At 66.5% G+C, this 25,889-nt stretch carries 21 protein-coding genes and 1 CRISPR repeat array; of the genes, 14 read left to right on the top strand and 7 right to left on the bottom strand.

Features of this window, described 5'->3' with window-relative positions; all coding sequences use genetic code 11:
* Window positions 1-26: 26 nt before the first annotated feature.
* The 4 genes from ACZ5Z2_RS01105 to cas2 all read left to right on the top strand — a co-directional run bounded on the left by ACZ5Z2_RS01105 (window position 27) and on the right by cas2 (window position 3,728).
* Window positions 27-341, top strand: coding sequence for a helix-turn-helix domain-containing protein (locus ACZ5Z2_RS01105; RefSeq protein ID WP_464760135.1), 315 nt, complete (start codon window positions 27-29; stop codon window positions 339-341).
* A complete protein-coding gene (locus ACZ5Z2_RS01100; RefSeq protein WP_464760134.1) occupies window positions 338-1,594 on the top strand; it encodes a type II toxin-antitoxin system HipA family toxin in 1,257 nt (418 codons plus the stop codon). Before ACZ5Z2_RS01105 ends, ACZ5Z2_RS01100 begins: the two co-directional genes overlap by 4 nt.
* Before the next feature lie 96 nt (window positions 1,595-1,690).
* Window positions 1,691-3,412, top strand: a complete 1,722-nt coding sequence (gene cas4g/cas1g / locus ACZ5Z2_RS01095) for a CRISPR-associated endonuclease Cas4g/Cas1g (RefSeq protein ID WP_464760133.1) — start codon at window positions 1,691-1,693, stop codon at window positions 3,410-3,412.
* A 25-nt stretch (window positions 3,413-3,437) separates the two neighbouring features.
* Window positions 3,438-3,728, top strand: coding sequence for a CRISPR-associated endonuclease Cas2 (cas2, locus tag ACZ5Z2_RS01090; protein WP_464760132.1), 291 nt, complete (start codon window positions 3,438-3,440; stop codon window positions 3,726-3,728).
* A 215-nt stretch (window positions 3,729-3,943) separates the two neighbouring features.
* Window positions 3,944-9,823: a CRISPR direct-repeat array (repeat unit 36 nt; unit sequence GTGATCCGCAGCGATTCGCTGCGGCCTCATTGAAGC).
* Between the two features lie 55 nt (window positions 9,824-9,878).
* On the opposite strand, the gene ACZ5Z2_RS01085 is transcribed toward cas2, so the two are convergent.
* Window positions 9,879-10,640, bottom strand: coding sequence for an FAD-binding oxidoreductase (locus ACZ5Z2_RS01085; protein WP_464760131.1), 762 nt, complete (start codon window positions 10,638-10,640; stop codon window positions 9,879-9,881).
* Between the two features lie 94 nt (window positions 10,641-10,734).
* Here ACZ5Z2_RS01085 and ACZ5Z2_RS01080 point away from each other — a divergent pair, with 94 nt between their 5' ends.
* From ACZ5Z2_RS01080 to ACZ5Z2_RS01070, 3 genes are all read left to right on the top strand, one after another.
* On the top strand, window positions 10,735-11,694 hold the full coding sequence (locus ACZ5Z2_RS01080) for an ABC transporter ATP-binding protein (RefSeq protein ID WP_464760130.1): 960 nt from the start codon (window positions 10,735-10,737) through the stop codon (window positions 11,692-11,694).
* On the top strand, window positions 11,691-12,470 hold the full coding sequence (locus ACZ5Z2_RS01075; protein ID WP_464760129.1) for an ABC transporter permease: 780 nt from the start codon (window positions 11,691-11,693) through the stop codon (window positions 12,468-12,470). The genes ACZ5Z2_RS01080 and ACZ5Z2_RS01075 overlap by 4 nt, the downstream gene beginning before the upstream one ends.
* Before the next feature lie 117 nt (window positions 12,471-12,587).
* Entirely contained in the window at window positions 12,588-13,307 is a 720-nt protein-coding gene (locus tag ACZ5Z2_RS01070) for a pseudouridine synthase (protein WP_464760128.1), read from the top strand.
* A 31-nt stretch (window positions 13,308-13,338) separates the two neighbouring features.
* On the opposite strand, the gene ACZ5Z2_RS01065 is transcribed toward ACZ5Z2_RS01070, so the two are convergent.
* Window positions 13,339-14,046 (bottom strand): MgtC/SapB family protein, encoded by a 708-nt coding sequence (locus ACZ5Z2_RS01065; RefSeq protein WP_464760127.1) that lies wholly within the window; start codon window positions 14,044-14,046, stop codon window positions 13,339-13,341.
* 82 nt (window positions 14,047-14,128) lie between these two features.
* A complete protein-coding gene (tsaD, locus tag ACZ5Z2_RS01060; protein ID WP_464761641.1) occupies window positions 14,129-15,151 on the bottom strand; it encodes a tRNA (adenosine(37)-N6)-threonylcarbamoyltransferase complex transferase subunit TsaD in 1,023 nt (340 codons plus the stop codon).
* Between the two features lie 135 nt (window positions 15,152-15,286).
* On the opposite strand from tsaD, the gene rpsU reads away from it, so the two are divergent.
* From rpsU to ACZ5Z2_RS01045, 3 genes are all read left to right on the top strand, one after another.
* A complete protein-coding gene (rpsU, locus tag ACZ5Z2_RS01055; RefSeq protein WP_192107573.1) occupies window positions 15,287-15,502 on the top strand; it encodes a 30S ribosomal protein S21 in 216 nt (71 codons plus the stop codon).
* A 163-nt stretch (window positions 15,503-15,665) separates the two neighbouring features.
* Window positions 15,666-16,112, top strand: coding sequence for a GatB/YqeY domain-containing protein (locus ACZ5Z2_RS01050; protein ID WP_464760126.1), 447 nt, complete (start codon window positions 15,666-15,668; stop codon window positions 16,110-16,112).
* Window positions 16,113-16,238: 126 nt separating this feature from the next.
* On the top strand, window positions 16,239-16,409 hold the full coding sequence (locus ACZ5Z2_RS01045) for a DUF1328 domain-containing protein (RefSeq protein WP_464760125.1): 171 nt from the start codon (window positions 16,239-16,241) through the stop codon (window positions 16,407-16,409).
* A 173-nt stretch (window positions 16,410-16,582) separates the two neighbouring features.
* Here the strand turns inward: ACZ5Z2_RS01045 and ACZ5Z2_RS01040 are convergent, their stop codons facing one another.
* On the bottom strand, window positions 16,583-17,218 hold the full coding sequence (locus ACZ5Z2_RS01040) for a GNAT family N-acetyltransferase (RefSeq protein WP_464760124.1): 636 nt from the start codon (window positions 17,216-17,218) through the stop codon (window positions 16,583-16,585).
* Between the two features lie 132 nt (window positions 17,219-17,350).
* Between ACZ5Z2_RS01040 and ACZ5Z2_RS01035 the strand changes: the two genes are divergently transcribed.
* Together ACZ5Z2_RS01035 and ACZ5Z2_RS01030 are read left to right on the top strand one after the other, a co-directional pair.
* Complete coding sequence (locus ACZ5Z2_RS01035) at window positions 17,351-19,144, top strand: DNA primase (RefSeq protein WP_464760123.1); 1,794 nt, start codon at window positions 17,351-17,353, stop codon at window positions 19,142-19,144.
* A 97-nt stretch (window positions 19,145-19,241) separates the two neighbouring features.
* Window positions 19,242-19,862 (top strand): DedA family protein, encoded by a 621-nt coding sequence (locus ACZ5Z2_RS01030; protein ID WP_464760122.1) that lies wholly within the window; start codon window positions 19,242-19,244, stop codon window positions 19,860-19,862.
* Window positions 19,863-20,050: 188 nt separating this feature from the next.
* On the opposite strand, the gene mgtA is transcribed toward ACZ5Z2_RS01030, so the two are convergent.
* From mgtA to ACZ5Z2_RS01015, 3 genes are all read right to left on the bottom strand, one after another.
* The gene (mgtA, locus tag ACZ5Z2_RS01025) at window positions 20,051-22,690 is read right to left on the bottom strand and encodes a magnesium-translocating P-type ATPase (protein WP_464760121.1); all 2,640 of its coding nucleotides are present in this window, start codon (window positions 22,688-22,690) and stop codon (window positions 20,051-20,053) included.
* Between the two features lie 176 nt (window positions 22,691-22,866).
* Entirely contained in the window at window positions 22,867-23,073 is a 207-nt protein-coding gene (locus tag ACZ5Z2_RS01020) for a hypothetical protein (protein ID WP_464760120.1), read from the bottom strand.
* Window positions 23,074-23,258: 185 nt separating this feature from the next.
* Window positions 23,259-23,390, bottom strand: coding sequence for a hypothetical protein (locus tag ACZ5Z2_RS01015; protein ID WP_464760119.1), 132 nt, complete (start codon window positions 23,388-23,390; stop codon window positions 23,259-23,261).
* Window positions 23,391-23,485: 95 nt separating this feature from the next.
* Here ACZ5Z2_RS01015 and ACZ5Z2_RS01010 point away from each other — a divergent pair, with 95 nt between their 5' ends.
* Window positions 23,486-25,477 carry a bifunctional 2',3'-cyclic-nucleotide 2'-phosphodiesterase/3'-nucleotidase gene (locus ACZ5Z2_RS01010; protein ID WP_464760118.1) on the top strand — a complete coding sequence of 664 codons (1,992 nt, stop codon included), beginning with the start codon at window positions 23,486-23,488 and terminating at the stop codon, window positions 25,475-25,477.
* A 182-nt stretch (window positions 25,478-25,659) separates the two neighbouring features.
* Window positions 25,660-25,818 (top strand): hypothetical protein, encoded by a 159-nt coding sequence (locus ACZ5Z2_RS01005; RefSeq protein WP_464760117.1) that lies wholly within the window; start codon window positions 25,660-25,662, stop codon window positions 25,816-25,818.
* Window positions 25,819-25,889: the final 71 nt, after the last annotated feature.

Here is a 25,889-nt window from a genome sequence, read left to right as displayed (position 1 = left end):
TTGATCTAAAGTATATTTTATTTTCCATGCCAAAGCGCACCCCGCCCATCTTTCCCGCCGCAACCGCGCGCCTCACGGCGCTCGGTGCGCGGTTGCGCGCGGCGCGGCTGCGGCGGCGCATGACGCAGGCGGCGCTGGCGGCGCGGGCCGACGTGTCGTTGCCCACCTTGCGCAAGCTGGAACAGGGCGAGGGTTCGAGCAGCTTGGCCACCTTGCTGCGTGCGCTGGAGGTGCTGGGGCTGGATCATGACCTCGACCTGCTCGCCAAGGAGGACGAACTAGGCCGCCGCCTGCAGGACATCCGCCAGGTGGGCGCGCCGCGCGGCAGGCGCAAGCCGTGAGCGCGCAAACCACCACCGTGCTCGACGTGGTGCTGGACGATGCCACGCTCGGCCCGGCACAGGCGATCGGCAGCCTGCGTTGCGAACGGCACGGCAGCAACGAAGCCATCGCCTTCGAGTACCGCCGCGACTACCTCGAACAGCGCCAGAGTGTAGCCATCGCGCCCGACCTGCCCTTGGTGGGGGGGCCGTCGTGGCCGGGGCACGGGCAGGCCTTGTTCGGCATCTTCCGCGACATCTCGCCGGATCGCTGGGGCTGCATGCTGATGGAGCGACGCGAGGCACTGGAGGCCCGCGAGACGAAACGCCGCGTGCGCCGCCTCTCCGAATGGGATTTCCTGGCCGGCGTGGACGACTGCACGCGCATGGGCGCCCTGCGTTTGCGCCAACCCGGGCCGCCGCATGCCTGGGTCGACGAACGCGCGCACAGCGCCCCGCCGGCGACACGCCTGCGCGAACTGGAAGCCATTGCCCGCGAGCTCGGCCGCGAGGGTGCCGAAAAACGCCCCGAGTACGCGCAGTGGCTGGCGCAACTGGTGGCCCCCGGCACCAGCCTGGGCGGCGCCCGCCCGAAAGCCACGTTCGCCGACGAGCATGGGGCGCTGTGGCTGGCCAAGTTCCCCGCCCACGACGACCGACGCGACGTCGGCGCCTGGGAATACCTCGCCTGGCATCTGGCCGGGGCGGCTGGCGTGACCGTTCCCGACGCCCGGCTGTTGCGCTTCGGCCGGGGCTACCGCAGCTTCGCCGTGCGACGCTTCGACCGCGACGGCGGCTCGCGCCGCCTGTATGCCTCGGCCATGACGCTCACCGGCCGCGGCGATGGCGAGGGCGGCAGCTACCTGGACATTGCCCAGGCGATCCAGCGCCACGGCGACCCAGCCGGCATCGGCGCCGATCTCGCCCAGCTCTATCGGCGCATCGCATTCTCCATCCTGGTCGGCAACCGCGACGACCACCTGCGCAACCACGGCTTCCTGCGCGCACCTGGCGGATGGCGACTGGCACCCGCGTTCGACATCAATCCGAACCCGGACAAGCGCGAGCATGCACTGGCGATCGACGCGCACGACCCCAGCCCGAGCCTGGCCAACCTGCGTGCCACCTGCGCCTACTACCGCCTCGCCGAAACCCAGGCAAAAACCATCGAGGCCGAGGTGCGCGACGCCGTGGCGACCTGGCCAGCCACCGCCGCCACGCTCAAGTTGCCTCGCCTGGCGCGCGATCAGCTGGCCGCCCTTATCGGCGATTGAAGACGCCGCACCCACGGCGCAAGAAGTTGCCGCTCCCGCCTCGCGGGAGTACAACCCAAGGCACGGATCGGCAGACGCCATGGGGAGCGGCTTTCGATGGAACCGAAGCAGGGGGATCTGGAACTTCCATTTCCGGAACTGGGCGGCGACCAGCCGCTGATCCCAGTGCGCATGCTCAACGAGCACGTGTATTGCCCGCGACTTGCGTATCTTGAATGGGTGCAGGGCGAGTGGGCGGACTCGGCCGACACGGTGGACGGCCGGCACAAGCATCAGCGTGTGGACAAGCCTTCCGGCGACCTGCCCGACGCCGCCATTGCCGAGGAAGAGCGCGTGGAGATCCACGCCCGCTCGGTCACGCTGTCGTCCAACACGCTGGGCCTGATCGCCAAGCTCGACCTGATCGAAGGCGAAGGCAGCACGGTCACACCGGTGGATTACAAGCGAGGCAAGCGACCGCACACCACGCGCGGCGTCTACGACCCCGAGCGCGTGCAGCTGTGCGCGCAGGGTTTGCTGCTGCGCGAACATGGCTACGCTTGCGACGAAGGCGCCATTTACTACGTAGCCAGCAAGGAGCGCGTAGCCGTCGCCTTCGACGACGAGCTGCTCACGCTCACCCGCAACGCCATCGCCGAACTGCGCGCCATGGCCTCCGGCGGGCGCATCCCCGCTCCGCTGGTGGACAGCCCAAAATGCCCGCGCTGCTCCCTGGTAACCATCTGCCTGCCGGACGAGGTGCAATTCCTGCACCAGACCGAACTGGCGCCGCGTCCGCTGGCGGTACCGCACCACGAAGCCCTGCCGCTGTACATCCAGCACTACAGCGCCAAGCTGGCGAAGAAAGGCGAGGTACTGGAGGTGACCGACAAGGACGGCAACCACTTGGCTAGCGCACGCTTGCGCGAAGTCTCCCAAGTGGTCATCCAGGGCAACGTCTACATCACCACGCCCTGCTTGCAAGAACTCATGCAGCGCGACATTCCCGTCAGCTGGCACAGCTATGGCGGCTTCTTCTTCGGCCACACCGTCGGCAACGGCCACAAGAACGTGGAACTGCGCACCGCGCAATATCGCGCCAGCTTCAACGATGCCACCTGCCTGCGCATCGCCCGCGGCCTGGTGGCCGCCAAGATCACCAATTGTCGCACCCAGATCCGCCGCAACTGGAAACCGGAAGAGAAGCCGGAACGCTTGCTGGACGATCTCAAGCGCATTCGCCAACAGGCCGAACGTGCCGAAAGTCTGGAAACCCTGCTGGGCATCGAAGGCCACGCCGCGGCGCTCTACTTCGGCCAGTTTCGGCAGACGTTGAAACCCGCCTCGCCGGAGGACGAAGCCTTGCTTTCCTTCGACTTCACGCTGCGCAATCGACGCCCGCCCAGCGACCCGGTGAATGCCATGCTTTCATTCGCCTACACCATGCTTTCGCGCACCTGGACAACCACGCTGACCTCCGTGGGCTTCGACGCCTTTCGTGGCTTCTATCACCAACCGCGTTACGGCCGCCCCGCCTTGGCATTGGACATGATGGAACCCTTCCGCCCCCTGCTGGCGGACTCGGTAGTCATGCAGGTCGTCAACAACGGCGAAGTCCGCCCCAGCGACTTCGTCAACGCGGCCGGCAGCGTGAATCTCGATGCCAGCGGGCGCAAACGCTTCATCGCCGCCTTCGAGCGGCGGCTCAGCCACGAGATCACCCATCCGCTGTTCGGTTACCGGCTGAGCTACCGGCGCTTGCTTGAGCTGCAAGCTCGCCTGCTTGGCCGTTTCCTGCTCGGCGAGCTCGACGAGTACCCCAACTTCACGACACGCTGAAAGCGTCGCAAACCGCGAGATGGCGATGGACGAACATCTGTACCTGGTGACCTACGATATCCGTGACGACAAACGCTGGCGTCGTGTCTTCAAGCTGATGAAGGGTTTCGGCGAATGGCTCCAGCTTTCCGTCTTCCAGTGCCGGCTGAGCCGCCGTCGCCACGCAGAGTTGGTGCAACTGCTGGACGGAGCCATCAATCGCCGCGTGGATGCCTTGCTGATCATCGACCTCGGCCCCGCCGACAAGGTGCAACCAAGGGTCGTCAGCCTGGGCGACAAGTTCGAACCCGTCGCACGCGAACCGATCATCGTATAGTCGCCCCATTCCACTTCGCCCCATTGCTGCGAGCGCTGCAGCAATGCCTGAAAAGCCGGCCAGCGCTCGCGCCACGAAGTTCTTTGAAAATCAGCCACATCCATGCACCTCCCACGCCCCAACCTGCAGACGACTGGGCAGGTTGCATGCTATCTTTTTCAGCGCTCGCATCCCAAGTAAAAACAGTCCGCCAAACCGCCGCTTAGGCATGGGCTGTGATCCGCAGCGATTCGCTGCGGCCTCATTGAAGCTCCTGGGCGGTGTATTGCTTCTGTGCGTTCTGCATGATGTGATCCGCAGCGATTCGCTGCGGCCTCATTGAAGCTTCGCGCCGGCCGTGATGTTGGTACTGTCCTGCATGTGTGATCCGCAGCGATTCGCTGCGGCCTCATTGAAGCTCGTATGCGCGCCGCCACCATCGCAAGGGCGAGACGTGATCCGCAGCGATTCGCTGCGGCCTCATTGAAGCGGTGAGCAAAAGCGAGCTGTCGAACACGTCTGCCAGGTGATCCGCAGCGATTCGCTGCGGCCTCATTGAAGCTGATGCGGATCTGCACGGCCTCGGGGTCGCGCGAGGTGATCCGCAGCGATTCGCTGCGGCCTCATTGAAGCCGATGCTCGGTGGTCAGCTCGGCCATGGCGATTCCAGTGATCCGCAGCGATTCGCTGCGGCCTCATTGAAGCATGAACAGGCGCATCGGATTCTCGGGCTGGCAGCGGCGGTGATCCGCAGCGATTCGCTGCGGCCTCATTGAAGCCGGGCAGTGCGCCGTTGCTGGGCAAGTTTATCGCTGGGTGATCCGCAGCGATTCGCTGCGGCCTCATTGAAGCGCGCGTGGGTTGTATGCGATGTCCACGTTGAACCAGCGTGATCCGCAGCGATTCGCTGCGGCCTCATTGAAGCGCCCGCGAGCGCGGCGCGCGCCAGGCCCATACGGCGTGATCCGCAGCGATTCGCTGCGGCCTCATTGAAGCCACTTTCGCGGAATTGATGATCACCTGGCCGACTTCGTGATCCGCAGCGATTCGCTGCGGCCTCATTGAAGCGAGGCCATCGAGAGCATTGTTATTAAACATACCGAAGGTGATCCGCAGCGATTCGCTGCGGCCTCATTGAAGCAATGGCGCAGGAAAATACGTCACCCCTCTATTGCTAGGTGATCCGCAGCGATTCGCTGCGGCCTCATTGAAGCGAAGAACAGATGCACAATGCCAACGTCGCCGAGCGTGTGATCCGCAGCGATTCGCTGCGGCCTCATTGAAGCGGCACCGTGGCGGAAGGCGTGGCGAGGAACTGCAGCGTGATCCGCAGCGATTCGCTGCGGCCTCATTGAAGCCTGGACTGCGTGGCAGGCGATCCGCGAGCAGTGCCTGTGATCCGCAGCGATTCGCTGCGGCCTCATTGAAGCGAAGCTACCCTGACCACCAAGGCCATCGGTTTCATGGTGATCCGCAGCGATTCGCTGCGGCCTCATTGAAGCACCGTCGACTTGGACGGTGCTTCGGTTACCTCGAGTGATCCGCAGCGATTCGCTGCGGCCTCATTGAAGCACTGGCTCACTGGAGAAAGCCTCTGAGGAGCTCCTGGAGGTGATCCGCAGCGATTCGCTGCGGCCTCATTGAAGCAAGATCTCGGTGGCCATACCGATGTGTCTTAGAAAACGTGATCCGCAGCGATTCGCTGCGGCCTCATTGAAGCAGCGCAGGCCTGTGCCCTTCGCCGTCGCGATTGAGCGTGATCCGCAGCGATTCGCTGCGGCCTCATTGAAGCACCGCAGCAAAGTTGCGAATCGGCTTGATCCGGATGCGTGATCCGCAGCGATTCGCTGCGGCCTCATTGAAGCAGCGTGCTGCTGTCCTGCAGGTAGCGCGCGGCCATGTGATCCGCAGCGATTCGCTGCGGCCTCATTGAAGCCTCCATGCCGCGCACCTTTCCCATCGGGCGCGTTTGTGATCCGCAGCGATTCGCTGCGGCCTCATTGAAGCGATCGAAGCCCCCGACACCACCCTCTACGCTCCCGGTGTGATCCGCAGCGATTCGCTGCGGCCTCATTGAAGCGGGTCATGTCCGTCTCGTCGGGCGAGTAATCCGACTGTGATCCGCAGCGATTCGCTGCGGCCTCATTGAAGCGCGATGGCGGCGCGCGTGCAGCCCGTGCAGGGGAGGTGATCCGCAGCGATTCGCTGCGGCCTCATTGAAGCTCGGTGAGCTTCGATGGCGCCATGTCGAGCTTGCCGGTGATCCGCAGCGATTCGCTGCGGCCTCATTGAAGCCACGTTGCACGCTCGCGATCCAGATCGCGGCCAGTTGTGATCCGCAGCGATTCGCTGCGGCCTCATTGAAGCAAGGACACTCCATGTCTATTCTCTCCGATAGCGAGGTGATCCGCAGCGATTCGCTGCGGCCTCATTGAAGCGCCTGATGGGGGCTAAGCACGTTCACTTCATCGTGCGTGATCCGCAGCGATTCGCTGCGGCCTCATTGAAGCAGACGGAGCGAGATTATGATCACATGCCAGGTCGTCCGTGATCCGCAGCGATTCGCTGCGGCCTCATTGAAGCATGGAAACCATCTCATTCACTGCCATCGCAGGAACCGGTGATCCGCAGCGATTCGCTGCGGCCTCATTGAAGCACTCCGCAGGTAAGTGCGCCACCTGATTGCGACGAGAGTGATCCGCAGCGATTCGCTGCGGCCTCATTGAAGCTCCGTTGGCCTCGCTGATGAAGTGGCACGGCCGTCCACGTGATCCGCAGCGATTCGCTGCGGCCTCATTGAAGCCAGGACGATTGCCATGGGGTGGGAGTTGTTGTCGAGTGTGATCCGCAGCGATTCGCTGCGGCCTCATTGAAGCTCGCCCATCATCAATCGTGAGTCATGAATGCGTGTGGTGATCCGCAGCGATTCGCTGCGGCCTCATTGAAGCTCAAGGTAGTGCAGCGCTTTCTCCAGGTCTTGCAGGTGATCCGCAGCGATTCGCTGCGGCCTCATTGAAGCTACTTCGCCCAGTATCAGGCGCAGCTCAAGGACACGTGATCCGCAGCGATTCGCTGCGGCCTCATTGAAGCACTGCACACTCGGCACTGCGGCAGGCCGTACCCGCCGTGATCCGCAGCGATTCGCTGCGGCCTCATTGAAGCCTGGCTGCGCCTCGTCTCACATCATCGTGGGAAGTCCGTGATCCGCAGCGATTCGCTGCGGCCTCATTGAAGCGACCTTCGCCCATGCGCGCATGCCCTGCGTGGTGGTGGTGATCCGCAGCGATTCGCTGCGGCCTCATTGAAGCAGATGCTCACCGCGACAGGCGAATCGATCTGGTCTGGGTGATCCGCAGCGATTCGCTGCGGCCTCATTGAAGCCTCATGTTGTTCTCCGTGAGTGGGGTGTCTGAGTCGTGTGATCCGCAGCGATTCGCTGCGGCCTCATTGAAGCGGCATGCCTGGCGCGCGCAAGTACCCGATGCCGGACGTGATCCGCAGCGATTCGCTGCGGCCTCATTGAAGCAGACCGCATAAATCCAGAGAGCCGCGAGGCCCTCTGGTGATCCGCAGCGATTCGCTGCGGCCTCATTGAAGCCACTGACACTTGATCCGTGAGGCCAGCCAAGTGAGTCGGTGATCCGCAGCGATTCGCTGCGGCCTCATTGAAGCCAACTCTGTGAACAGCGATGAAAAGTCTTCCATTGGTGATCCGCAGCGATTCGCTGCGGCCTCATTGAAGCCAGGAAATCCTGCCGAGGAAACAGACCCTGACGTCGGTGATCCGCAGCGATTCGCTGCGGCCTCATTGAAGCCATAGGAAATAGGCTGCCTTTCGGGGAATGCCATGTGTGATCCGCAGCGATTCGCTGCGGCCTCATTGAAGCAACCGTTCGGCATGCCTACTAAGCATTCCCTACCATGTGATCCGCAGCGATTCGCTGCGGCCTCATTGAAGCAGGACTTCTCATGCAGCAGCTTTCCCTCACCTTTGGTGATCCGCAGCGATTCGCTGCGGCCTCATTGAAGCCTCCAGTGACGGCGGCAACAACTGGAGCGACTGGCGGTGATCCGCAGCGATTCGCTGCGGCCTCATTGAAGCGGCCATGTCCGCCTGATCGACGTGGACGTGCCCATGGTGATCCGCAGCGATTCGCTGCGGCCTCATTGAAGCCTCCCTCCCCGGCAATAGATGCACGGCGCTCCCCGGTGATCCGCAGCGATTCGCTGCGGCCTCATTGAAGCGACAGCATGCTGGTGTCGGTGGTGACGCTGACCATGTGATCCGCAGCGATTCGCTGCGGCCTCATTGAAGCCAAAGTCGATGTGTCGTATTGAGGATAGACGCGAGGTGATCCGCAGCGATTCGCTGCGGCCTCATTGAAGCCGCAGTCAAGAAATTGATAATGACAAAGCGGTGCTGTGATCCGCAGCGATTCGCTGCGGCCTCATTGAAGCCTGGCCGCCCAGGCTCACGCCGTACTCGTTGGCGCGTGATCCGCAGCGATTCGCTGCGGCCTCATTGAAGCTCGGCGGCCTGTTGCGTGGCGGCCACGCCGTCGTCGTGTGATCCGCAGCGATTCGCTGCGGCCTCATTGAAGCGAGAGTTTGGTTATCCCGATATTCGTTGATCGACAGTGTGATCCGCAGCGATTCGCTGCGGCCTCATTGAAGCTCGCAGATGCGGGTCTTTTGACGGCAGCGGAATATCGTGATCCGCAGCGATTCGCTGCGGCCTCATTGAAGCTTCAAGCTCGGTAAAGGCCCAGTCCCGCCCATTCAGGTGATCCGCAGCGATTCGCTGCGGCCTCATTGAAGCCTGCAAGATACCGAGGCGATTGCCCAGCGTGATGGGTGATCCGCAGCGATTCGCTGCGGCCTCATTGAAGCGACGGTGACACTTGCTCGTACACGGCTGTCTACTCGTGATCCGCAGCGATTCGCTGCGGCCTCATTGAAGCCGGAAGAGGCTTAGGCTCGCGCGAAAGCTGTTCCTTTGTGATCCGCAGCGATTCGCTGCGGCCTCATTGAAGCGGTGCTGCCAGTCATCCATACGTAGTAGCCCGCCCGTGATCCGCAGCGATTCGCTGCGGCCTCATTGAAGCTTGGTCATGAGATCGGTGTTGAAGATCACCTGACCGGTGATCCGCAGCGATTCGCTGCGGCCTCATTGAAGCGAGGATCTCATCCGTCTCTCGATCGCCCAGCGCAAGCGTGATCCGCAGCGATTCGCTGCGGCCTCATTGAAGCTGGGTCATCCAGCCGGCCGCCTGCGTGCCGCCCAGGTGATCCGCAGCGATTCGCTGCGGCCTCATTGAAGCCCTCGCTGTACAACGACCGCGCCATCGCCTACCGCGTGATCCGCAGCGATTCGCTGCGGCCTCATTGAAGCTTGGGCACGCAAACGGATTACAGGCAGGCATATCAGAGTGATCCGCAGCGATTCGCTGCGGCCTCATTGAAGCCGGAGAAGCACCCGCGTGAGACCTGTAGGCCAGCTTGTGATCCGCAGCGATTCGCTGCGGCCTCATTGAAGCACTTTCATGCTCGGAGTGTGATAGCGAATGAGTAACGGTGATCCGCAGCGATTCGCTGCGGCCTCATTGAAGCCCGATTCCGTAATCCTCAATGGATGGGACGCAAAGAAGTGATCCGCAGCGATTCGCTGCGGCCTCATTGAAGCACGCTTGCCCTCGGCTGCTGCGGCGGCCTCAGACGGCGTGATCCGCAGCGATTCGCTGCGGCCTCATTGAAGCTGGAACGCGAAACAAAAGCCCAACAACAAACAACGGTGATCCGCAGCGATTCGCTGCGGCCTCATTGAAGCGTCACCAGGCGAGCCCCTTTTGTGTCGCGTAGCTGCGTGATCCGCAGCGATTCGCTGCGGCCTCATTGAAGCCACTCGCGCTCTTTCCACGGTGCATCCTTGTCACGCTGTGATCCGCAGCGATTCGCTGCGGCCTCATTGAAGCGGAATGACGCAATCGCATGCCAATGGCATCGCAAAAGTGATCCGCAGCGATTCGCTGCGGCCTCATTGAAGCAATGCCGTCACGCCAGATGCCTATCTGGCTATCAAGGTGATCCGCAGCGGTTCGCTGCGGCCTCATCGGAACCTTGATCCACTCAACTCCGGAAACATTGCCATGACTCCCTCGTGGCACGCACAGCTCAGCGCGACGAGATGTACTTCTCGCGGCGGATCTGCGGCACCGGCAGGCCGTATTCCTTCAAGGCGTTGAAGGCGGCATCGACCATGTTGGGGTTGCCGCAGAGGTAAGCGATGTCGCGGCCTTCGTGCGGGGTCAGCTCGGCCAGCACGTCCTGCACGTGGCCGCTGCGATCCGAGGTGCGCGGCACGGCGCGCGGCTGGCGGCTGAGGCAGCCGTGGAAGCTGAAGCCGGGATGGCTTTGCGCGAAGGCCTCGAACTCCTCGCCGTAGAGCAGCTCGGTTTCGTTGCGCGCGCCGTACAACAGCACCACTTCGCGGCCGCCCTGCGCCAGCAGCTTCTCGAACTGCGGCAGCATCGCGCGGTACGGGGTGACGCCGGTGCCGGTGGCGAGCAGCAGGTAGCGCGGGTGCACGTCGCCGGCCTGCAGGCAGAAGCGGCCGTAGGGGCCGCTGGCGTCGATGATGCCGCCGATAGGTAGCTCGCCCAGCAGTTTGGTGGCCGCGCCGCCTTCGACGTAGCTCACCGCGATCTCGATGCGCCCGACTTCGACAGGTACGCCCGGAGAGGAGCCGTCGCCCACGGTGCCCACCGAATAGCTGCGCTTGGTGGGCGTGCCGTCGTCGTAGTGGAAGTGAATCTGCAGGAACTGCCCCGGCACGAAGGCCAGCGGCTGGCCGTCCACGCGCTCGAACGCGAGGTGGCGCACGGTGGGCGCCAGCATGCGGCTGTCGGCGAGGCGTAGCTGGAAATGGTCGGCCATGGATGGTTCCGGGAAACGGTGCGTGCGCCCGGCGGCGCGGGGCGGCGAAGGTTGGCCCGCTATAATAAGAGGCTCGCCCACTCCCGTGCAGCCCATGAGCCCCGTTCCCGCACTCGTCGTCGACAACCTGCGCAAGACCTACGGCAACGGCGTGGAGGCCCTCAAGGGCGTCTCGCTGACCGTGCAGCCCGGCGACTTCTTCGCCCTGCTCGGCCCCAACGGCGCCGGCAAGTCCACCCTGATCGGCATCCTTTCCTCGCTGGTGAATTCCAGCAGTGGCGATGCGCAGGTGTTCGGCGTCTCGGTCAACCGGCAGCGCAACGAGGCGATGCGCCTGATCGGCCTGGTGCCGCAGGAGATCAACTTCAACCAGTTCGAGAAGCCGTTCGACATCTGCGTGAACGAGGCGGGCTTCTACGGCATCCCGCGCAGGATCGCGATGGAACGCGCGGAGAAATACCTGAAAGAGCTGCGCCTGTGGGACAAGGCGCAGCACCAGGCGCGCACGCTCTCCGGCGGCATGAAGCGGCGCCTGATGATCGCCCGCGCGATGATGAACGAGCCGAAGCTGCTGATCCTCGACGAGCCCACCGCGGGCGTGGACATCGAGATCCGCCGCTCGATGTGGCAGTTCGTCAGCGGCATCAACGCGGCCGGCACCACGGTGATCCTCACCACGCACTACCTGGAGGAAGCCGAGCAGCTGTGCCGCAACATCGCGATCATCGACCACGGCACCATCGTGGAGAACACCACGATGAAGCGGCTGCTGTCCAAGCTCGACGTGGAGACCTTCGTGTTCGACGTGGCGGACGTGCCGGGCGAACTGCCCGCGCTGCCGGGCGTGGCGCTGCGCCGCGTGGACGAGCACACGCTGGAGGCGGAGATGGCGCGCACCCACGACCTCAATTCGCTGTTCTCGGCACTGACCGCGCACGGCATCACGGTGACTTCGATGCGCAACAAGACCAACCGGCTGGAGGAGCTGTTCGTGCGACTGGTGGAGCATGGCCGGCAAGAGCCGGGCCGCAACGGGCAGGAGCAGGCCGCATGAGCAACGCATCGGCCAACCTGGTCGCCCTCAACACCATCGTGCGCCGCGAGATCGTGCGCATCCTGCGCATCTGGACGCAGACGCTGATCCCGCCGGCGATCACCATGACGCTGTACTTCGTGATCTTCGGCAAGCTGATCGGCAGCCGCATCGGCACCATCCAGGGCGGTCTCACCTACATGCAGTACATCGTGCCGGGCCTGGTGATGATGAGCATCATCACCAACAGCTACGGCAACATCTCCAGCTCGTTCTTCGGCGCCAAGTTCAGCCGCGCGGTGGAGGAGATGCTGGTGTCGCCGATGCCGAACTGGGTGATCCTCGCCGGCTACGTAACCGGCGCGGTGGTGCGCGGCCTCGCGGTGGGCGTGCTGGTGCTGGGCATCGCGCTGTTCTTCACCTCGCTGCACATCGCGCACCCGCTGATCACCTTCGCCTCGGTGCTGCTGGGTTCGGTGATCTTCTCGCTGGCCGGCTTCGTCAACGCGGTGTACGCGAAGAAGTTCGACGACATCGCCCTGGTGCCCACCTTCATCCTCACCCCGCTCACCTACCTCGGCGGCGTGTTCTATTCGATCCAGATGCTGGGCGAGCCGTGGCAGGCGATCTCGCGGATCAATCCCATCCTGTACATGGTCAACGCGTTCCGCTACGGCGTGCTCGGCATCAGCGACGTGCACGTGGGCGTGGCGTTCGTGGTGATGCTGGGCTTCGTGGCGGGGCTCAGTGCGTTCGCGCTGCAGTTGCTCAAGCGCGGCGTGGGCCTGCGGTCGTAATGCTCTTGGTCGTCATCCCGGCGAAGGCTGGGATCCAGCGCCTTTCCATGCACCAGGGCACTGGATTCCGGCCTGCGCCGGAATGACGGCATTGAAGGTTTCGGAAACATTCCATCCATGCGCGTCAACAAGTACATCAGCGAAGCCGGCCTGTGCTCTCGCCGCGAGGCGGACGAGTGGCTCGCGGCCGGCCGCGTCACCATCAACGGCGAGGTCGTCGGCACCGGCGCCAAGGCGCTGGAGGGCGACGAGGTGCGCGTGGACGGCGAGCTCGTCAAGGCACGCGTGCTCGCCGCCACGCCGGCCGCCAAGAGGGCCGTCTACATCGCGCTGAACAAGCCGGTGGGCATCACCTGCACCACCGACTCCACGGTGAAGGACAACATCGTCGACTTCGTCGACCACCCGCAACGCATCTTCCCGATCGGCCGGCTGGACAAGGATTCGGAAGGGCTGATCCTGCTCACCAGCAACGGCGACATCGTCAACGAGATCCTGCGCGCGGAGAACCACCACGAGAAGGAATACCTGGTGGCGGTGAACAAGGCCGTCACCGACGAATTCCTCGCCGGCATGGCGAAAGGCGTGCGCATCCACGGCCAGATGACCAGGCCCTGCCGCACGCGCAAGATCGCCAAGTTCGGCTTCAGCATCGTGCTCACCCAGGGCCTGAACCGGCAGATCCGCCTGATGGCGGCCGCGTTCGGCTACCGCGTCACCCAGCTGCGCCGCGTGCGCATCGTCAATGTGAAACTCGGCCACCTGAAGCCCGGCCAATGGCGCAACCTCACCGATGCGGAGCTGAAGGGCCTGCTGCCCGATCGCACGCAATGGTGAACGCGCTCCGCCGCCGGGGCGGGCACCCTGCTCATCCCGCCGCCGTTCGATCCGCGCCCGGCGGATCGAACGACACGGAACGCAGCCCCTCGATCTGCCGCATGCCATCCGCCAGCGCCGCCAGTTGGCCGGCCTGCACCGAACGCTGGAACAGGATGTCGACGACATCCTCGCCGGTTTCCTGGCGGCGGAGGATGATCTTGAACGTGGGCAGGTGATGCCGCGCCAGCACCGCCTCCACCGCCGACAGCGCCGGCACGCCACCGAGCCGCACGGTCACCCGCGGGCGCCGGTTCCTCGACTGGACGAAGCGCCGCTCGATCGGCTTGAGCAGGGCAAGAATCACCCAGATCACCGCGGTGGCCGCGACCGCCGCGAAGTACAGCCCGCTGCCGGCGGCCAGCCCGATCGCCGAAACCGCCCACAGGCCCGCGGCCGTGGTGAGTCCGCGGATCACCTGCTCGCGCTGCAGGAACAGGATGGTGCCCGCGCCGAGGAAGCCCACACCGCTGATGACCTGCGCGGCGATGCGCGAGGGGTCGAGCACCACGTCCGGCCGGGTCAGCACGTCGGCGAAACCGAACGCCGAGACGATGATCGCCAGCGCCGCCCCCACGCTCACCAACATGTGCGTGCGCAACCCCGCCGCCCATTCCAGCCTGCCCCGGTTGACACCGATCACCCCGCCCAGGACGGCGGCCAGCAACAATCGGAGAAGGATTTCGTAGGACTGGATCATGCGTGGATGTACCTCGTGGCCGACCGATCCGGCGTAGCGCAATGGATCACATGCATCGGGCGTCCGGCCGGAACATCGTCGACTAGGCCGGCGGCAGCTCTTCCAGGTTCCAGCGCGGACGCACCTCGACCGCCTCGCTCTGATGCTGGCCGCTGGCCAGGCGGATCGCGCCGGCCAGCGCGATCATCGCGCCGTTGTCGGTGCAGAACGCGAGGCGCGGGAAATAGGTGCGGAAGCCGTCCTTCTCGCCCGCCGCGGCCAGTTCCGCGCGCAGGCGCCGGTTGGCGCCCACGCCGCCGGCGATCACCAGCCGCCCGGCGCCGGCCGCTTGCAGCGCGCGGCGGCACTTGATGACCAGGGTATCGACGATGGCTTCCTCGAACGCGCGGGCGATGTCGGCGCGTGTCTGTTCGCCCCGGTCGGATTGCTGCCAGGCCAGCAGCACCTGCGTCTTCAGCCCGGAGAAGCTGAAATCCAGCCCCGGCCGGTCGGTCATCGGCCGCGAGAAGCGGAACGCGCCGGGCCGGCCCTGCTCGGCCAGCTTGGCCAGCGCCGGGCCGCCGGGGTACGGCAGGCCCATCAGCTTGGCGGTCTTGTCGAAGGCCTCGCCGGCGGCGTCGTCCAGCGTGTCGCCGAGGATGGTGTATTCGCCGATGGCCTTCACCTCGACCAGCAGCGAATGGCCGCCGGACACCAGCAGGGCCACGAACGGCGGCTTGGGCGGGTCGTCCTCCAGCAGGGGCGCCAGCAGGTGGCCTTCCATGTGGTGGACACCCACGGCCGGCACGCCCAGCGCCCAGGCCAGCGCGCGGCCCGCCGCCGCGCCCACCAACAAGGCGCCGACCAGGCCGGGGCCGGCGGTGTAGGCCACGCCGCCGAGGTCGGCCGGCGTCATCCCGGCTTCGGCCAGCGCCTCGCGCACCAGCGGCAGCAGCTTGCGCACGTGGTCGCGGCTGGCCAGCTCCGGCACCACGCCGCCGTAGTCGGCGTGCAGCTTGACCTGGCTGTACAGGGCATGGGCCAGCAGGCCCTTGCCCGGCGCCTCCGGCTCCCAGCGCAGGATCGCCACGCCGGTCTCGTCACAGGAGGATTCGATGCCCAGCACCGGCTTGCCCGTCACGGGCAGGCGGGTTTCGGCCGTCGGCTGGGGCTTTGAAAAATTCTCGTCAGGCACGGTATACTTCGCGGCTCGCCGTATTCACAGTCCCGGATTCGGGACAGATTAACACCCGGAGTATCCATGCCCAACGTCAAAGTCCGCGAGAACGAGCCGTTCGAAGTCGCGCTGCGTCGTTTCAAGCGTACCTGCGAAAAGGCCGGCGTCCTGGCCGAAACCCGCAAGCGCGAGTTCTACGAAAAGCCGACCCAGGAGCGCAAGCGCAAGCGCGCCGCCGCGGTGAAGCGTCACCTGCGCCGCCTGTCGCGCGACGTCTCGCGCAAGACCCGGCTGTACTGAGCTTGCCGCGGCGCCATCGCGCCGCGCAGGCTGGAACACGCGGCTGGCGCGACTTCCCGCTGCCGCCGCCCGCATCCGGATTCGACTCACCGGCGTTGCCGCAAGGCAGCGCCGGTTTTGTCGTTTCCGTAAAATACCGAATCCATCCACCGGAACGCTCGCCATGACGCTCAAGCAGCAACTCACCGACGACATGAAAACCGCCATGCGCGGCGGCGACAAGCACCGCCTCGGCGTGATCCGGCTGGTTCTCGCCGCGGTCAAGCAGCGCGAGGTGGACGAGCGCATCGAGCTGGACGATGCCCAGACCCTGGCCGTGCTGGAGAAGATGCTCAAGCAGCGCAAGGACTCGGTAAGCCAGTACGTCGCCGGCCATCGCGAAGATCTCGCCGAGGTCGAGCGCGCCGAGATGGCGGTGATCGAGGCCTACCTGCCCGCCCAGCTCGACGACGCCGAACTGGACGCGCTGATCGCCGAGGCCATCGCCGCCACCGGCGCCAGCTCGCCGCGCGATATGGGCAAGGTGGTGGCCGCGGTGAAGGAGAAGGCCGCCGGCCGCGCCGACATGGGCAAGGTCTCGGCGCTGATCAAGGCGAAGCTGGCCGGCTGACCTGGCGACGGCACGTCCTCCGGACGCCTCGCGTTCACAAGCGCATTGCTACAAGCGGAGGGGCCGGGGCATCCGTCGTCCGGCGCCCTTTCGCACGCGGCCCATCGACGGCCGCAGGAGGAACGCATGCTCAAGTGGGCCATCATCTTCGCCATCATCTCGCTGGTCACCGGCCTGCTCGGTTTCCGCGGCATTTCCGGCGTAGCCGCCACCATCGCCAAGTTCCTGTTCGCGGTCTTCCTGATCCTGTTCCTGATCGCCGTGCTGGCCGTGATCGGGGTGTTCCACATCCTGTGACGCCTGGAGGCACCCCCGCCTGGCCCGTTCGCCCCTTCTCCCCTTTGGGGAGAAGGCCGGGATGAGGGGCGGGTGCTCGCGGCACCCCTGATCGAAGCACGCACTGATGAAGGGCCGCCGCGAGATTGGCCCCTCACCCCAACCCTCTCCCCACAGGGGAGAGGGAGAATGGCCTAGCCCACCACGCGCTCCATCCGCCGGTGATCCGGCACCGCGCCCTGCGCATTGGCCAGCACGGAGCGGCGCTCTTCCGTCACCGCGAAGCCTGATCGTTCGTACAGCGCCTGCGCGCGCGGGTTGCTGGCGGCCACGTCCAGCACCATGCGGCTACGGCCCGCCTGCACGCCACGGCGGATCAGCTCGTCGATCAAGGCCCGCCCGATGCCCTGCCCGCGCAGGATGGGCGACACGCCAAGGTGCGCGAGGTAGTGCATGCCGCGCGCGGGCGGCGGGATCACCCGTTCCACCCTGAGCCCGCGCGCGATCACGCCGGGCCCGTGGCGCAGGCCATAGTGCGCGAGGATCTGCCGCGCCGCCGCCAGCGTGAACGCCAGCGCCGCCTCGCCGCCGAAGCCCGCACCGGTCGCCACCACCACGCCTTCCAGCTCGCCCACGATATGGTTGCGCCAGCCGAATTCGCCCACGCCATCGGCGAACGCGCGATGCAGGAATTCCTGCGCCGTGCTGCGCCTCGGCAACGCGAACACGTAGTCGAACGCGGCAGGGCCGGAACTGTGGATCAGCGGCACCGCGACCGCCGCGTCCTGCGCCGTGGCCGCGCGAAAGCGCACCGCCGGAATATCCGCCATCATCGTCTCCCCGCCGAAGCCTCGCCCCATCCTAACCAGCGCCGCAGGTGCCGCCGCGCTCCACCGCGCGGATTGGCCGCCTCGCCACCCCTGCGTGGCCGCTGTGCCCCCATGGCCTAAACTAGGCGATCTATGCGCGGACTGATCCCCGACAGCTTCATCGACGAACTGCTCGCCCGCGTCGACATCGTCGACGTGATCGAGCGGCGCGTGCCGCTGAAGAAAGCCGGGCGCGAGTGGACGGCGTGCTGTCCGTTCCACGACGAGCGCACGCCGTCGTTCTACGTCAGCCCCGCCAAGCAGTTCTTCCACTGCTTCGGCTGCGGCGCGCACGGCAGCGCGATCAAGTTCCTGATGGACTACGAGCGGCTGGAATTCCCCGACGCGGTGGAGGAACTGGCGCAGTCGGTGGGCCTCACCGTGCCGCGCGAAGGCGGTCGCGACGACCGCCCGCGCGAGGACAAGACCGACCTCTACGCCCTGCTCGACGCCAGCTGCTGCTGGTACCAGCAGCAGCTGCCGCGCAGCGCCGAGGCGCAGGCGTACTGCAAGAAGCGCGGGCTGGACGCGGACACCATCGCGCGCTTCCGCCTCGGCTGGGCGCCGGCCGGCTACGACGGCGTGACCAAGGCGCTGGGCAACACGCCGCGGCGGATGGAGCTGCTCGGCGAGGCCGGCATGGTTTCCACCGGCGAGCGCGGCAGCAAGTACGACCGCTTCCGCGAGCGGCTGATGTTCCCCATCCTCGACCGCCGCGGGCGCGTGATCGCGTTCGGTGGCCGGGTGCTGAGTGGTTCTTCGAGCGCGAGTCCTTCGCGCGAAGATCAAGAAGCGGGCATCCCTGCCCGCACTCCTGAAAAAAGCTCCCCGAAGTACCTCAACTCGCCGGAAACTCCGCTGTTCCACAAGGGCCGCGAGCTGTTCGCGCTGTGGCAGGTGAAGCAGGCCAACGCGAACCTGCAGCGCATCGTGGTGGTGGAGGGCTACATGGACGTGATCGCGCTGCACCAGGCCGGTCTGCCCATTGCGGTCGCCACGCTGGGCACCGCCACCACGCCCGAGCACACCGAGCTGCTGTTCCGCGCCGCGCCCGACGTGGTGTTCTGCTTCGACGGCGACCGCGCCGGCCGCGCCGCCGCGTGGAAGGCGCTGGACGCGGCGCTGCCGCGGCTGCGCGACGGGCGGCAGGCGTACTTCCTGTTCCTGCCCGAGGGCGAGGATCCCGACACGCTGGTGCGCAAGGAAGGCAAGGACGGCTTCGAGCAGCGCCTGAAGAACGCCACGCCGCTCTCCGACTATTTCTTCGACGAGCTGTCGCACGACGTGGACATGGCCAGCCTCGACGGCCGCGCCCGGCTCGCCGAACGCGCACGCCCGCTGATCGCCCGACTGCCCGACGGCGCCTTCCGCGACCTGATGGCGCAGGAGCTGGAGCGGCGCAGCGGCGCCAGCGCGCGCCTCGCGGCGCAACCCGCGGCACAGGCGCAACGGCCGGTGGCCGCGCAGCGCTCACTGGTGCGCAGCGCCATCGCCCTGCTGCTGGCCCAGCCCGGCATGGCCGACCAGGTGGAGAAGCCCTACCGCTTCCTGCGGTTGGACAAGCCCGGCGTGGGCCTGCTCGCCGAACTGCTCGACGTCGCGCGCAGCCGCCCCGGCATCAACCCCGCGCTGCTGGTGGAACACTTCGCCGAGCGCGCGGAATACCCCGCGCTGCAAAAGCTGGTGGCCGCCGCCGTGGTGGGCGAACCGGAAGCGCAGCGCATCGAGTTCATGGAAGCGCTGGCGCGCATGGACGAGCAGGCCGTGGCGCTGCGCCGCGAGGCGCTGCACGCGAAGATGCGCAGCGGTCCGCTGGACGACGCCGAAAAGACCGAGCTGCGCGAGCTGCTGGCCGCGCGCGTGCGGCCTGCTGCCACACCGGACTGAGCACGCATGCCGCCCGAACGCCGCATTGCGGAAAGCTTGTCGCAGGCGTGTATGGGATCATGCCGTGACGCATGCTGCACGCCCCGCAGGGACGCCGATGGATCTGCTTGAACGACTGGTCACGATCTTCGCCGAGAACGGCTACATCGCGGTGTGGATCGCGCTGACCATCTGCGGCCTCGGCCTGCCGCTGCCGGAGGACGTCACCCTGGTCGCCGGCGGCGTGATCGCGGGGCTGGGCTACGCCAACGTGCACGCGATGTTCGCGCTGTGCATGGCCGGCGTGCTGCTGGGCGACGCCACCGTGTTCATGCTTGGCCACCATTACGGCGCGCGCATGCTGAAATGGCGCTGGGTGGCGCGCGTGCTCACGCCGGAACGCTACGAGGTGGTGCGGCACAAGTTCGCGCGCTACGGCAACCGCGTGCTGTTCGCCGCCCGTTTCCTGCCCGGCATGCGCACCACCATCTACGCCACCGCCGGCGCCACGCGGCAGGTATCGCTGCTGCGCTTCCTGCTGATCGACGGCATCGCCGCCCTGATCAGCGTGCCGGTGTGGGTGTACCTGGGCTATTTCGGCGCCGACAACCACGTGTGGCTGATGAAGTGGATGCAGCGCGGCCAGAACAGCATGTGGTTCCTGCTGTGCCTCGCGCTGCTGTGCATGGCCTGGCTGTGGTGGCGCCATCGCCGCCAGCGCATCGGCAGCGACGACTGAACCTCAACGGTCGCCCGGCGACCAGTTCAACCCCAGGGTCAGCCAACGACCGTCGCGGTCGCGTCCGCCCGGCACGTCCATCATCGTCCACCAGCAGGCTGGCGCCGGCATGCGAGGTGCACGATGCCAGCCCCAGCGTCGCCGACGCGGCAACGAGAGGCATCTGCTTGCGCATGAAGCCCTCCTGGCTAGAGCCAGCGCCCGTAACGGCGCATGTAGATCAGCTTCACCAGCTGGGTCAGCGCACAGTAGGTCAGCACGGTGGCCGCCACCCAGCCGAAGTACGCCCCCGGCAGCGGCAGCATGCCGATCTTCGCGCCCAGCCCGGTGTACGGGATCAGCATGCCGATGGCGATGATCGCGGTGGTGAGCCCCAGCACCGGCGCCGCCGCCGCACTCTGCAGGAACGGGATGCGCCGCGTGCGGATCATGTGCACGATCAGGGTCTGCGTGAGCAGGCTCTCGATGAACCAGCCGCTCTGGAACAGCGCCTGGTGCGCCGGCCCGTTCGCGCCGAACACGTGCCACATCAGCCAGAACGTGGTCATGTCGAAGATCGAGCTGACCGGGCCGATCCACACCATGAAGCGGCCGATGTCGCTGGCGTCCCACTTGCGCGGCTTGCGCAGGTATTCGTCGTCCATGCGGTCGAACGGGATCGACAGCTGCGAGATGTCGTACAGCAGGTTCAGCACCAGGATCTGCAGCGGCAGCATCGGCAGGAACGGCAGGAACGCGCTCGCCACCAGCACGCTGAACATGTTGCCGAAGTTCGAGCTGGCGGTCATCTTGATGTACTTGATGATGTTGCCGAAGGTGACGCGCCCTTCCAGCACGCCTTCCTCCAGCACCATCAGGTTCTTCTCAAGAAGAATGATGTCGGCCGATTCCTTGGCGATGTCGGTGGCGGTGTCCACCGAGATGCCGACGTCGGCGTCGTGCAGCGCCGGCGCATCGTTGATGCCGTCGCCGAGGAAGCCCACGGTGTGGCCCTGGCGCTGCAGCGACTTCACCACGCGCGCCTTCTGCAGCGGCGACATCTTGGCGAACACCGTGGTGCGCTTCACCAGTTCGTCCAGCGCGCCCTCGTCCAGCGGCTCGATGTCGCGGCCCTGCACCGAATGCGTGACGTCCAGCCCCACCTCGCGGCAGATCTTGCGCGTCACCGCCTCGTTGTCGCCGGTGATCACCTTCACCTCGACGCCATGCGCGTGCAGCGCGGCGATCGCGGTGGCGGCGGAGTCCTTCGGCGGGTCGAGGAAGGCGAGGCAGCCCACCGCGGTGAGCCCGCTCTCGTCGGCCACGCTCCACGCGCGCTCGGCGGCCGGCTCGCGGCGCACTGCCACCACCAGCACGCGCAGGCCGTCCTCGTTGAGCTTGCGCGTCATCGCCTTGATCTCGCGGCGGCGTTCGTCGGTCATGGCCTCCACCACGCCGCCGACCTGCGCGTGGGCGCAGATCGCCAGCATCTCCTCCACCGCGCCCTTGCAGATCAGCAGGTGCTCGCCGCCGCCGTTCGCCACCACCACCGACATGCGCCGGCGCTGGAAGTCGAACGGGATCTCGTCCACCACGCGGTAGCGCGCGGCCATCGGCTCCAGGTCGCGGTGCTCCAGCACCGCCTTGTCCATCAGGTTCTTCAGGCCGGTCTGGAAGCGGCTGTTGAGGTAGCCGTATTCCAGCGCCTCGTCGCTCTCCTCGCCGTCGAGGTCGAGGTGGCGCTCCAGCACGATCTTGTCCAGCGTCAGCGTGCCGGTCTTGTCGGTGCACAGCACGTCCATCGCGCCGAAGTTCTGGATCGCGTTGAGCCGCTTCACCACCACCTTGCGCTTGGACATCGCCAGCGCGCCCTTGGCGAGGTTGGCGGTGACGATCAGCGGCAGCATCTCCGGCGTGAGGCCCACCGCCACCGACAGCGCGAACAGGAACGCCTCGGTCCAGTTGTGCTTGTCCAGGCCGTTGATGACGAACACCACCGGCACCATCACCGCCATGAAGCGGATCAGCAGCCAGCTCACCGAGTTCACGCCGCGGTCGAAGCTCGTCTGCACGCGCTGGCCGGTCATGCTGTGCGCCAGCGAACCCAGGTAGGTGCGCGCACCCGTCGCCACCACCACCGCGCTGGCGGTGCCGGAGATCACGTTGGTGCCCATGTAGCAGACGGTGGGCAGGTCGAGCGGATTGCCCGCCGTGCCGGCGGCCTGCGCATGCGTGGGCGCGGCCTTCTCCACCGGCAGCGATTCGCCGGTGAGGATGGCCTGGCTGATGAACAGATCCTTGGCCGTGAGCAGGCGCAGGTCGGCGGGCACCATGTCGCCCGCGCCCAGGTGCACGATGTCGCCCACCACCAGCTCGCCCACCGGCACCTCGATCTGCTCGCTGTGGCCGTCGGAAGCCTGCCGCGTCACCGTGGCGGTGTTGCGCACCATCGCCTTCAGCTTCTCGGCGGCACGCGAGGAACGGTATTCCTGGGTGAAGCTCAGCAGCACGCTGATGCCCACCATCACCGCGATGATGATCGGCCCGGTGAGGTCGCTGTCGTCGGTGGCGAGCTGCACGCCGGCCAGCACCAGCAGCACCACGATGAACGGGTTCTTGAACGCGCGCAGCAGCTGCAGCGACCAGTGCGGCGGCTTCTCGTGCGACACCTCGTTGGCGCCGTCGCGGTGCAGGCGTTCGGTGATGCTCTCTTCGTCCAGGCCGTGGACGGAAGTCTCCAGCGCGGCCAGCAGGGCCTCGTTGCCGCGGAACGCTTCCTGCGCCGCCGGCACGTGCGCCGTTGCCGGCGCCGACGCCTTGGCGGTGGGGCGGGAGAAGGGCTTGCTCATGGGTCGCTACCGTTTTTCGTGATGATCCGCGCCGCGGCAGCGTGTCGGCACAGGGCCGGGCTAGCTGGGCGGAACGCCGGGGAGATTGCTCGCGGCAGCCAGGCCGGCCGCCGGACACGAACCGCGTCTCCGCCGCACTGGCGGAGGCCAGCACCTGCGGGACGCGCACGCGCGCATCAGTGACTGGATGCCAGCTGCAGATGACACGATGACGACAACGGCGCGGCAATGCGCGCCTCGACCATGCGCTGCGGCTCGGCGGCCGGCGCGGCCAACGGCGCCGGCACGGTCACCACGTAGACACGACGGCGCGCATCGCGGCGTGCGACGGACAGGCTGCGGCGGGGAGTCCGCAGGCGGAAGAAATCGCGAAGGAGCTTCATGGGCCCATCTCCTCGGTGACGGCGCGCGGCGCCGTCGGGGATGGGCCGGCGTTTCCTAGTCGAGGAAAGTACCGGCCGACCGCTGGCGGTTGCCGCAGGCGTTCAGCTTGTTATGCATTGCCGGCACCCGATGCGAGCGGATGTCGACGTTGCGACTAGGGTAAACGTCCATATGCCTTGGTTAGTCAGGACAGGGTGCCGTCCGGCTTGCTGTTGCGCGCCGTACCGGCCCGCGCATTCTGGTGCTGCAACGCGCAAGTGTCAATTGCTTTTGCTTTGCGATCATCCATGATCGCGAAGATCACACGGGCGGCCATCCATGGCCGCACTCCTCACAAGGGGCCTCGCCCCATGCAGATTTTCGGCGGCATTCGCGCAAGACTTGCGCATTCCCCTCCCCGGTTGCCACGCCATGCCTTCGCATCACGCCATCCGCTCCCTGCTCGCTGCCGCCTTGCTCGCCGCCTGCGCCCTGCCGCTGCAGGCCGCCACCCTGCCCGACGGCGCGCACGCCACCGTGGCGATCCTGGAAACCACCGACGTCCATTCCAACGTCCTCGGCTACGACTACTACAAGCAGAAGGCCGATCCCACGCTGGGCTTCGATCGCACCGCCACGCTGATCGCCGAGGCGCGCAGGCAGTTCCCCAACAACTTCCTGTTCGACAGCGGCGACACCATCCAGGGCACCGTGCTGGCCGACTGGCAGGCGCAGGTGCAGAAGATGCCCTGCGGCCAGGAACTGGCGGTCTACCGCGCGATGGACGCGGTGGGCTACGACGGCGGCACCATCGGCAACCACGAGTTCAACTACGGGCTGGGCTGGCTCTCGCAGGTCACCGGCACGCCGATGGACGTGGCCGGCGGCACGCGCGCGCGCTGCGACGGCCCGCACTTCCCGCTGGTGCTGGCGAACGTGGACAGCGCGCGCGACGGCAAGCCGATCTTCCGCCCGTGGACGATGGTGACCAAGGACATCGCCGTGACGCTGCCCGGCGGCAAGACGCAGAGCGAGCCGCTGCGCGTGGCGATCATCGGCTTCACGCCGCCGCCGATCATGGCGTGGGACAAGCGCAACCTCGAAGGCAAGGTCACCGTGGACGGCGTGGTGGAAGCGGCGCGGAAATACCTGCCGCAGATCCGGGCGCAGCATCCCGACCTGGTGGTGGCGCTGGTGCACGGCGGCCTCGACACCGCGCCGTACACGCCCGCGATGGAGAACGCCGGCTGGTACCTCGCCGGCGTGCCCGGCATCGACGTGCTGCTGCTCGGCCACATGCACACCGAATTCCCCGGCCCGCGCTTCGCGCACATGCGGGATGTGGACGACGTACGCGGCTTCGTGCGCGGCGTGCCCGCGGTGATGGGCAATTTCTTCGGCAAGGATCTGGGCGTGGTCGAGCTGGCGCTGGATTACCAGGGCGGCCGCTGGAACATCGACAAGCAGCAGACACACAGCGAAGTGCGGCCGATCTGCGCCAAGGCCGGCGACAACGCCAGCTGCGTGGCGCCCGATCCCGCCATCGCGCCGCTGGTGGCGAAGGCGCAGCAGGCCGCGGTGGCCTACGTGAACACGCCGATCGGCCGCAGCGACGTGCGGCTGTCCAGCTACTTCGCCGACGAGGGCGACATGAGCGCGCTCGCCGTGGTCAACGCGGCACAGCGCGACTACGTGCGCGCCGAACTGCCGCGCCTGCATCCCGAACTCGCCAAGGTGCCGGTGCTCTCCGCCGCCGCCGCGTTCCGCACCGGCTTCGGCGGCCCCGACGACTACACCGACGTGGCGCCCGGCCCGCTCACCCTGCGCAGCGCGGCGGATCTCTACTTCTATCCGAACACGCTCACCGCGGTGAAGACCGACGGCGCCGGCGTGAAGGCCTGGCTGGAACAATCCGCCGCGCGCTTCAACCGCATCGACCCGGCGAAGACCGGCGCGCAGCCTCTGCTCGACAGCCACTACCCCGGCTTCAACTTCGACCAGATCCAGGGCGGCATCCAGTACGTGATCGACGTGTCCAAGCCCAAGGGCCAGCGCATCGTCTCGCTCAGCTTCGACGGCCAGCCGGTCAAGCCCGACCAGCCCTTCGTCGTGGTGACCAACAACTACCGCGCCAGCGGCGGCGGCCATTTCCCCGGACTGGACGGCAGCAACATCGTGCTGGCCGCGCCCGACGGCACGCGCGAGATCGTGGCGCAATGGATCAGACAGCACCGCGAGATCGCCGCCCGCGACCTGCCCGCCCGTTCGTGGCGCTTCGCGCCGCTGAAGACCGCCGGCCCGGTCACCTTCACCTCCGCCGCCGGCAAGCAGGGCGTGGCGCAGGCGGACGGCCTGGCCGGCGTGCGCCAGCTCAAGGACAACGGTGACGGCACGGCTGTATACGCCATCGACCTCTCACACTGACCCCCTCTCCCCTCCGGGGAGAGGGTTGGGGTGAGGGGCCGGGGCTCATAAAAGCATTCGGCAAGAGAGAATGAAGAAACACCACGGACGTCTGGACGTCCAGACGTCCGTCCGCACCGAATCGACGCATATTCCAAAAAACCTGTTGACATCCCCGCAAAGCGCCCTCTAGTCTCGAAACCATGTCGCCCACCTTCGCGCCAGCACGCACGTTCCCGACCCCGGCCATCGCCGGGCGGACGCCGCTGGCCGCGGGCGGCATCGCCGCAACCATCATCGCCACGATCATTACCACCGGTACCGGTACCATCGGCCACCGGTGGGCGTCCGTGCGCGAGTAACCCTTTACGCAACGGCCCGCCCTCACTGAGGCGGGCCGGCGCAGCCGAACCGCCAGGCGAGACGGGCCTCC

Source organism: Rhodanobacter sp. G1 (assembly GCF_055397855.1).
Note: the sequence above shows the minus strand (reverse complement) of the source record. Positions and strands in the feature narration are given on the sequence as shown.

Coding starts and splice junctions, on each gene's coding strand:
- ACZ5Z2_RS01105 (WP_464760135.1), top strand. CDS start 27: ATGCCAAAGCGCACCCCGCCCATCTTTCCCGCCGCAACCGCGCGCCTC.
- cas4g/cas1g (WP_464760133.1), top strand. CDS start 1,691: ATGGAACCGAAGCAGGGGGATCTGGAACTTCCATTTCCGGAACTGGGC.
- cas2 (WP_464760132.1), top strand. CDS start 3,438: ATGGACGAACATCTGTACCTGGTGACCTACGATATCCGTGACGACAAA.
- ACZ5Z2_RS01085 (WP_464760131.1), bottom strand. CDS start 10,640: ATGGCCGACCATTTCCAGCTACGCCTCGCCGACAGCCGCATGCTGGCG.
- ACZ5Z2_RS01080 (WP_464760130.1), top strand. CDS start 10,735: ATGAGCCCCGTTCCCGCACTCGTCGTCGACAACCTGCGCAAGACCTAC.
- ACZ5Z2_RS01075 (WP_464760129.1), top strand. CDS start 11,691: ATGAGCAACGCATCGGCCAACCTGGTCGCCCTCAACACCATCGTGCGC.
- ACZ5Z2_RS01070 (WP_464760128.1), top strand. CDS start 12,588: ATGCGCGTCAACAAGTACATCAGCGAAGCCGGCCTGTGCTCTCGCCGC.
- ACZ5Z2_RS01065 (WP_464760127.1), bottom strand. CDS start 14,046: ATGATCCAGTCCTACGAAATCCTTCTCCGATTGTTGCTGGCCGCCGTC.
- rpsU (WP_192107573.1), top strand. CDS start 15,287: ATGCCCAACGTCAAAGTCCGCGAGAACGAGCCGTTCGAAGTCGCGCTG.
- ACZ5Z2_RS01050 (WP_464760126.1), top strand. CDS start 15,666: ATGACGCTCAAGCAGCAACTCACCGACGACATGAAAACCGCCATGCGC.
- ACZ5Z2_RS01045 (WP_464760125.1), top strand. CDS start 16,239: ATGCTCAAGTGGGCCATCATCTTCGCCATCATCTCGCTGGTCACCGGC.
- ACZ5Z2_RS01040 (WP_464760124.1), bottom strand. CDS start 17,218: ATGGCGGATATTCCGGCGGTGCGCTTTCGCGCGGCCACGGCGCAGGAC.
- ACZ5Z2_RS01035 (WP_464760123.1), top strand. CDS start 17,351: ATGCGCGGACTGATCCCCGACAGCTTCATCGACGAACTGCTCGCCCGC.
- ACZ5Z2_RS01030 (WP_464760122.1), top strand. CDS start 19,242: ATGGATCTGCTTGAACGACTGGTCACGATCTTCGCCGAGAACGGCTAC.
- mgtA (WP_464760121.1), bottom strand. CDS start 22,690: ATGAGCAAGCCCTTCTCCCGCCCCACCGCCAAGGCGTCGGCGCCGGCA.
- ACZ5Z2_RS01020 (WP_464760120.1), bottom strand. CDS start 23,073: ATGAAGCTCCTTCGCGATTTCTTCCGCCTGCGGACTCCCCGCCGCAGC.
- ACZ5Z2_RS01015 (WP_464760119.1), bottom strand. CDS start 23,390: ATGGCCGCCCGTGTGATCTTCGCGATCATGGATGATCGCAAAGCAAAA.
- ACZ5Z2_RS01010 (WP_464760118.1), top strand. CDS start 23,486: ATGCCTTCGCATCACGCCATCCGCTCCCTGCTCGCTGCCGCCTTGCTC.
- ACZ5Z2_RS01005 (WP_464760117.1), top strand. CDS start 25,660: ATGTCGCCCACCTTCGCGCCAGCACGCACGTTCCCGACCCCGGCCATC.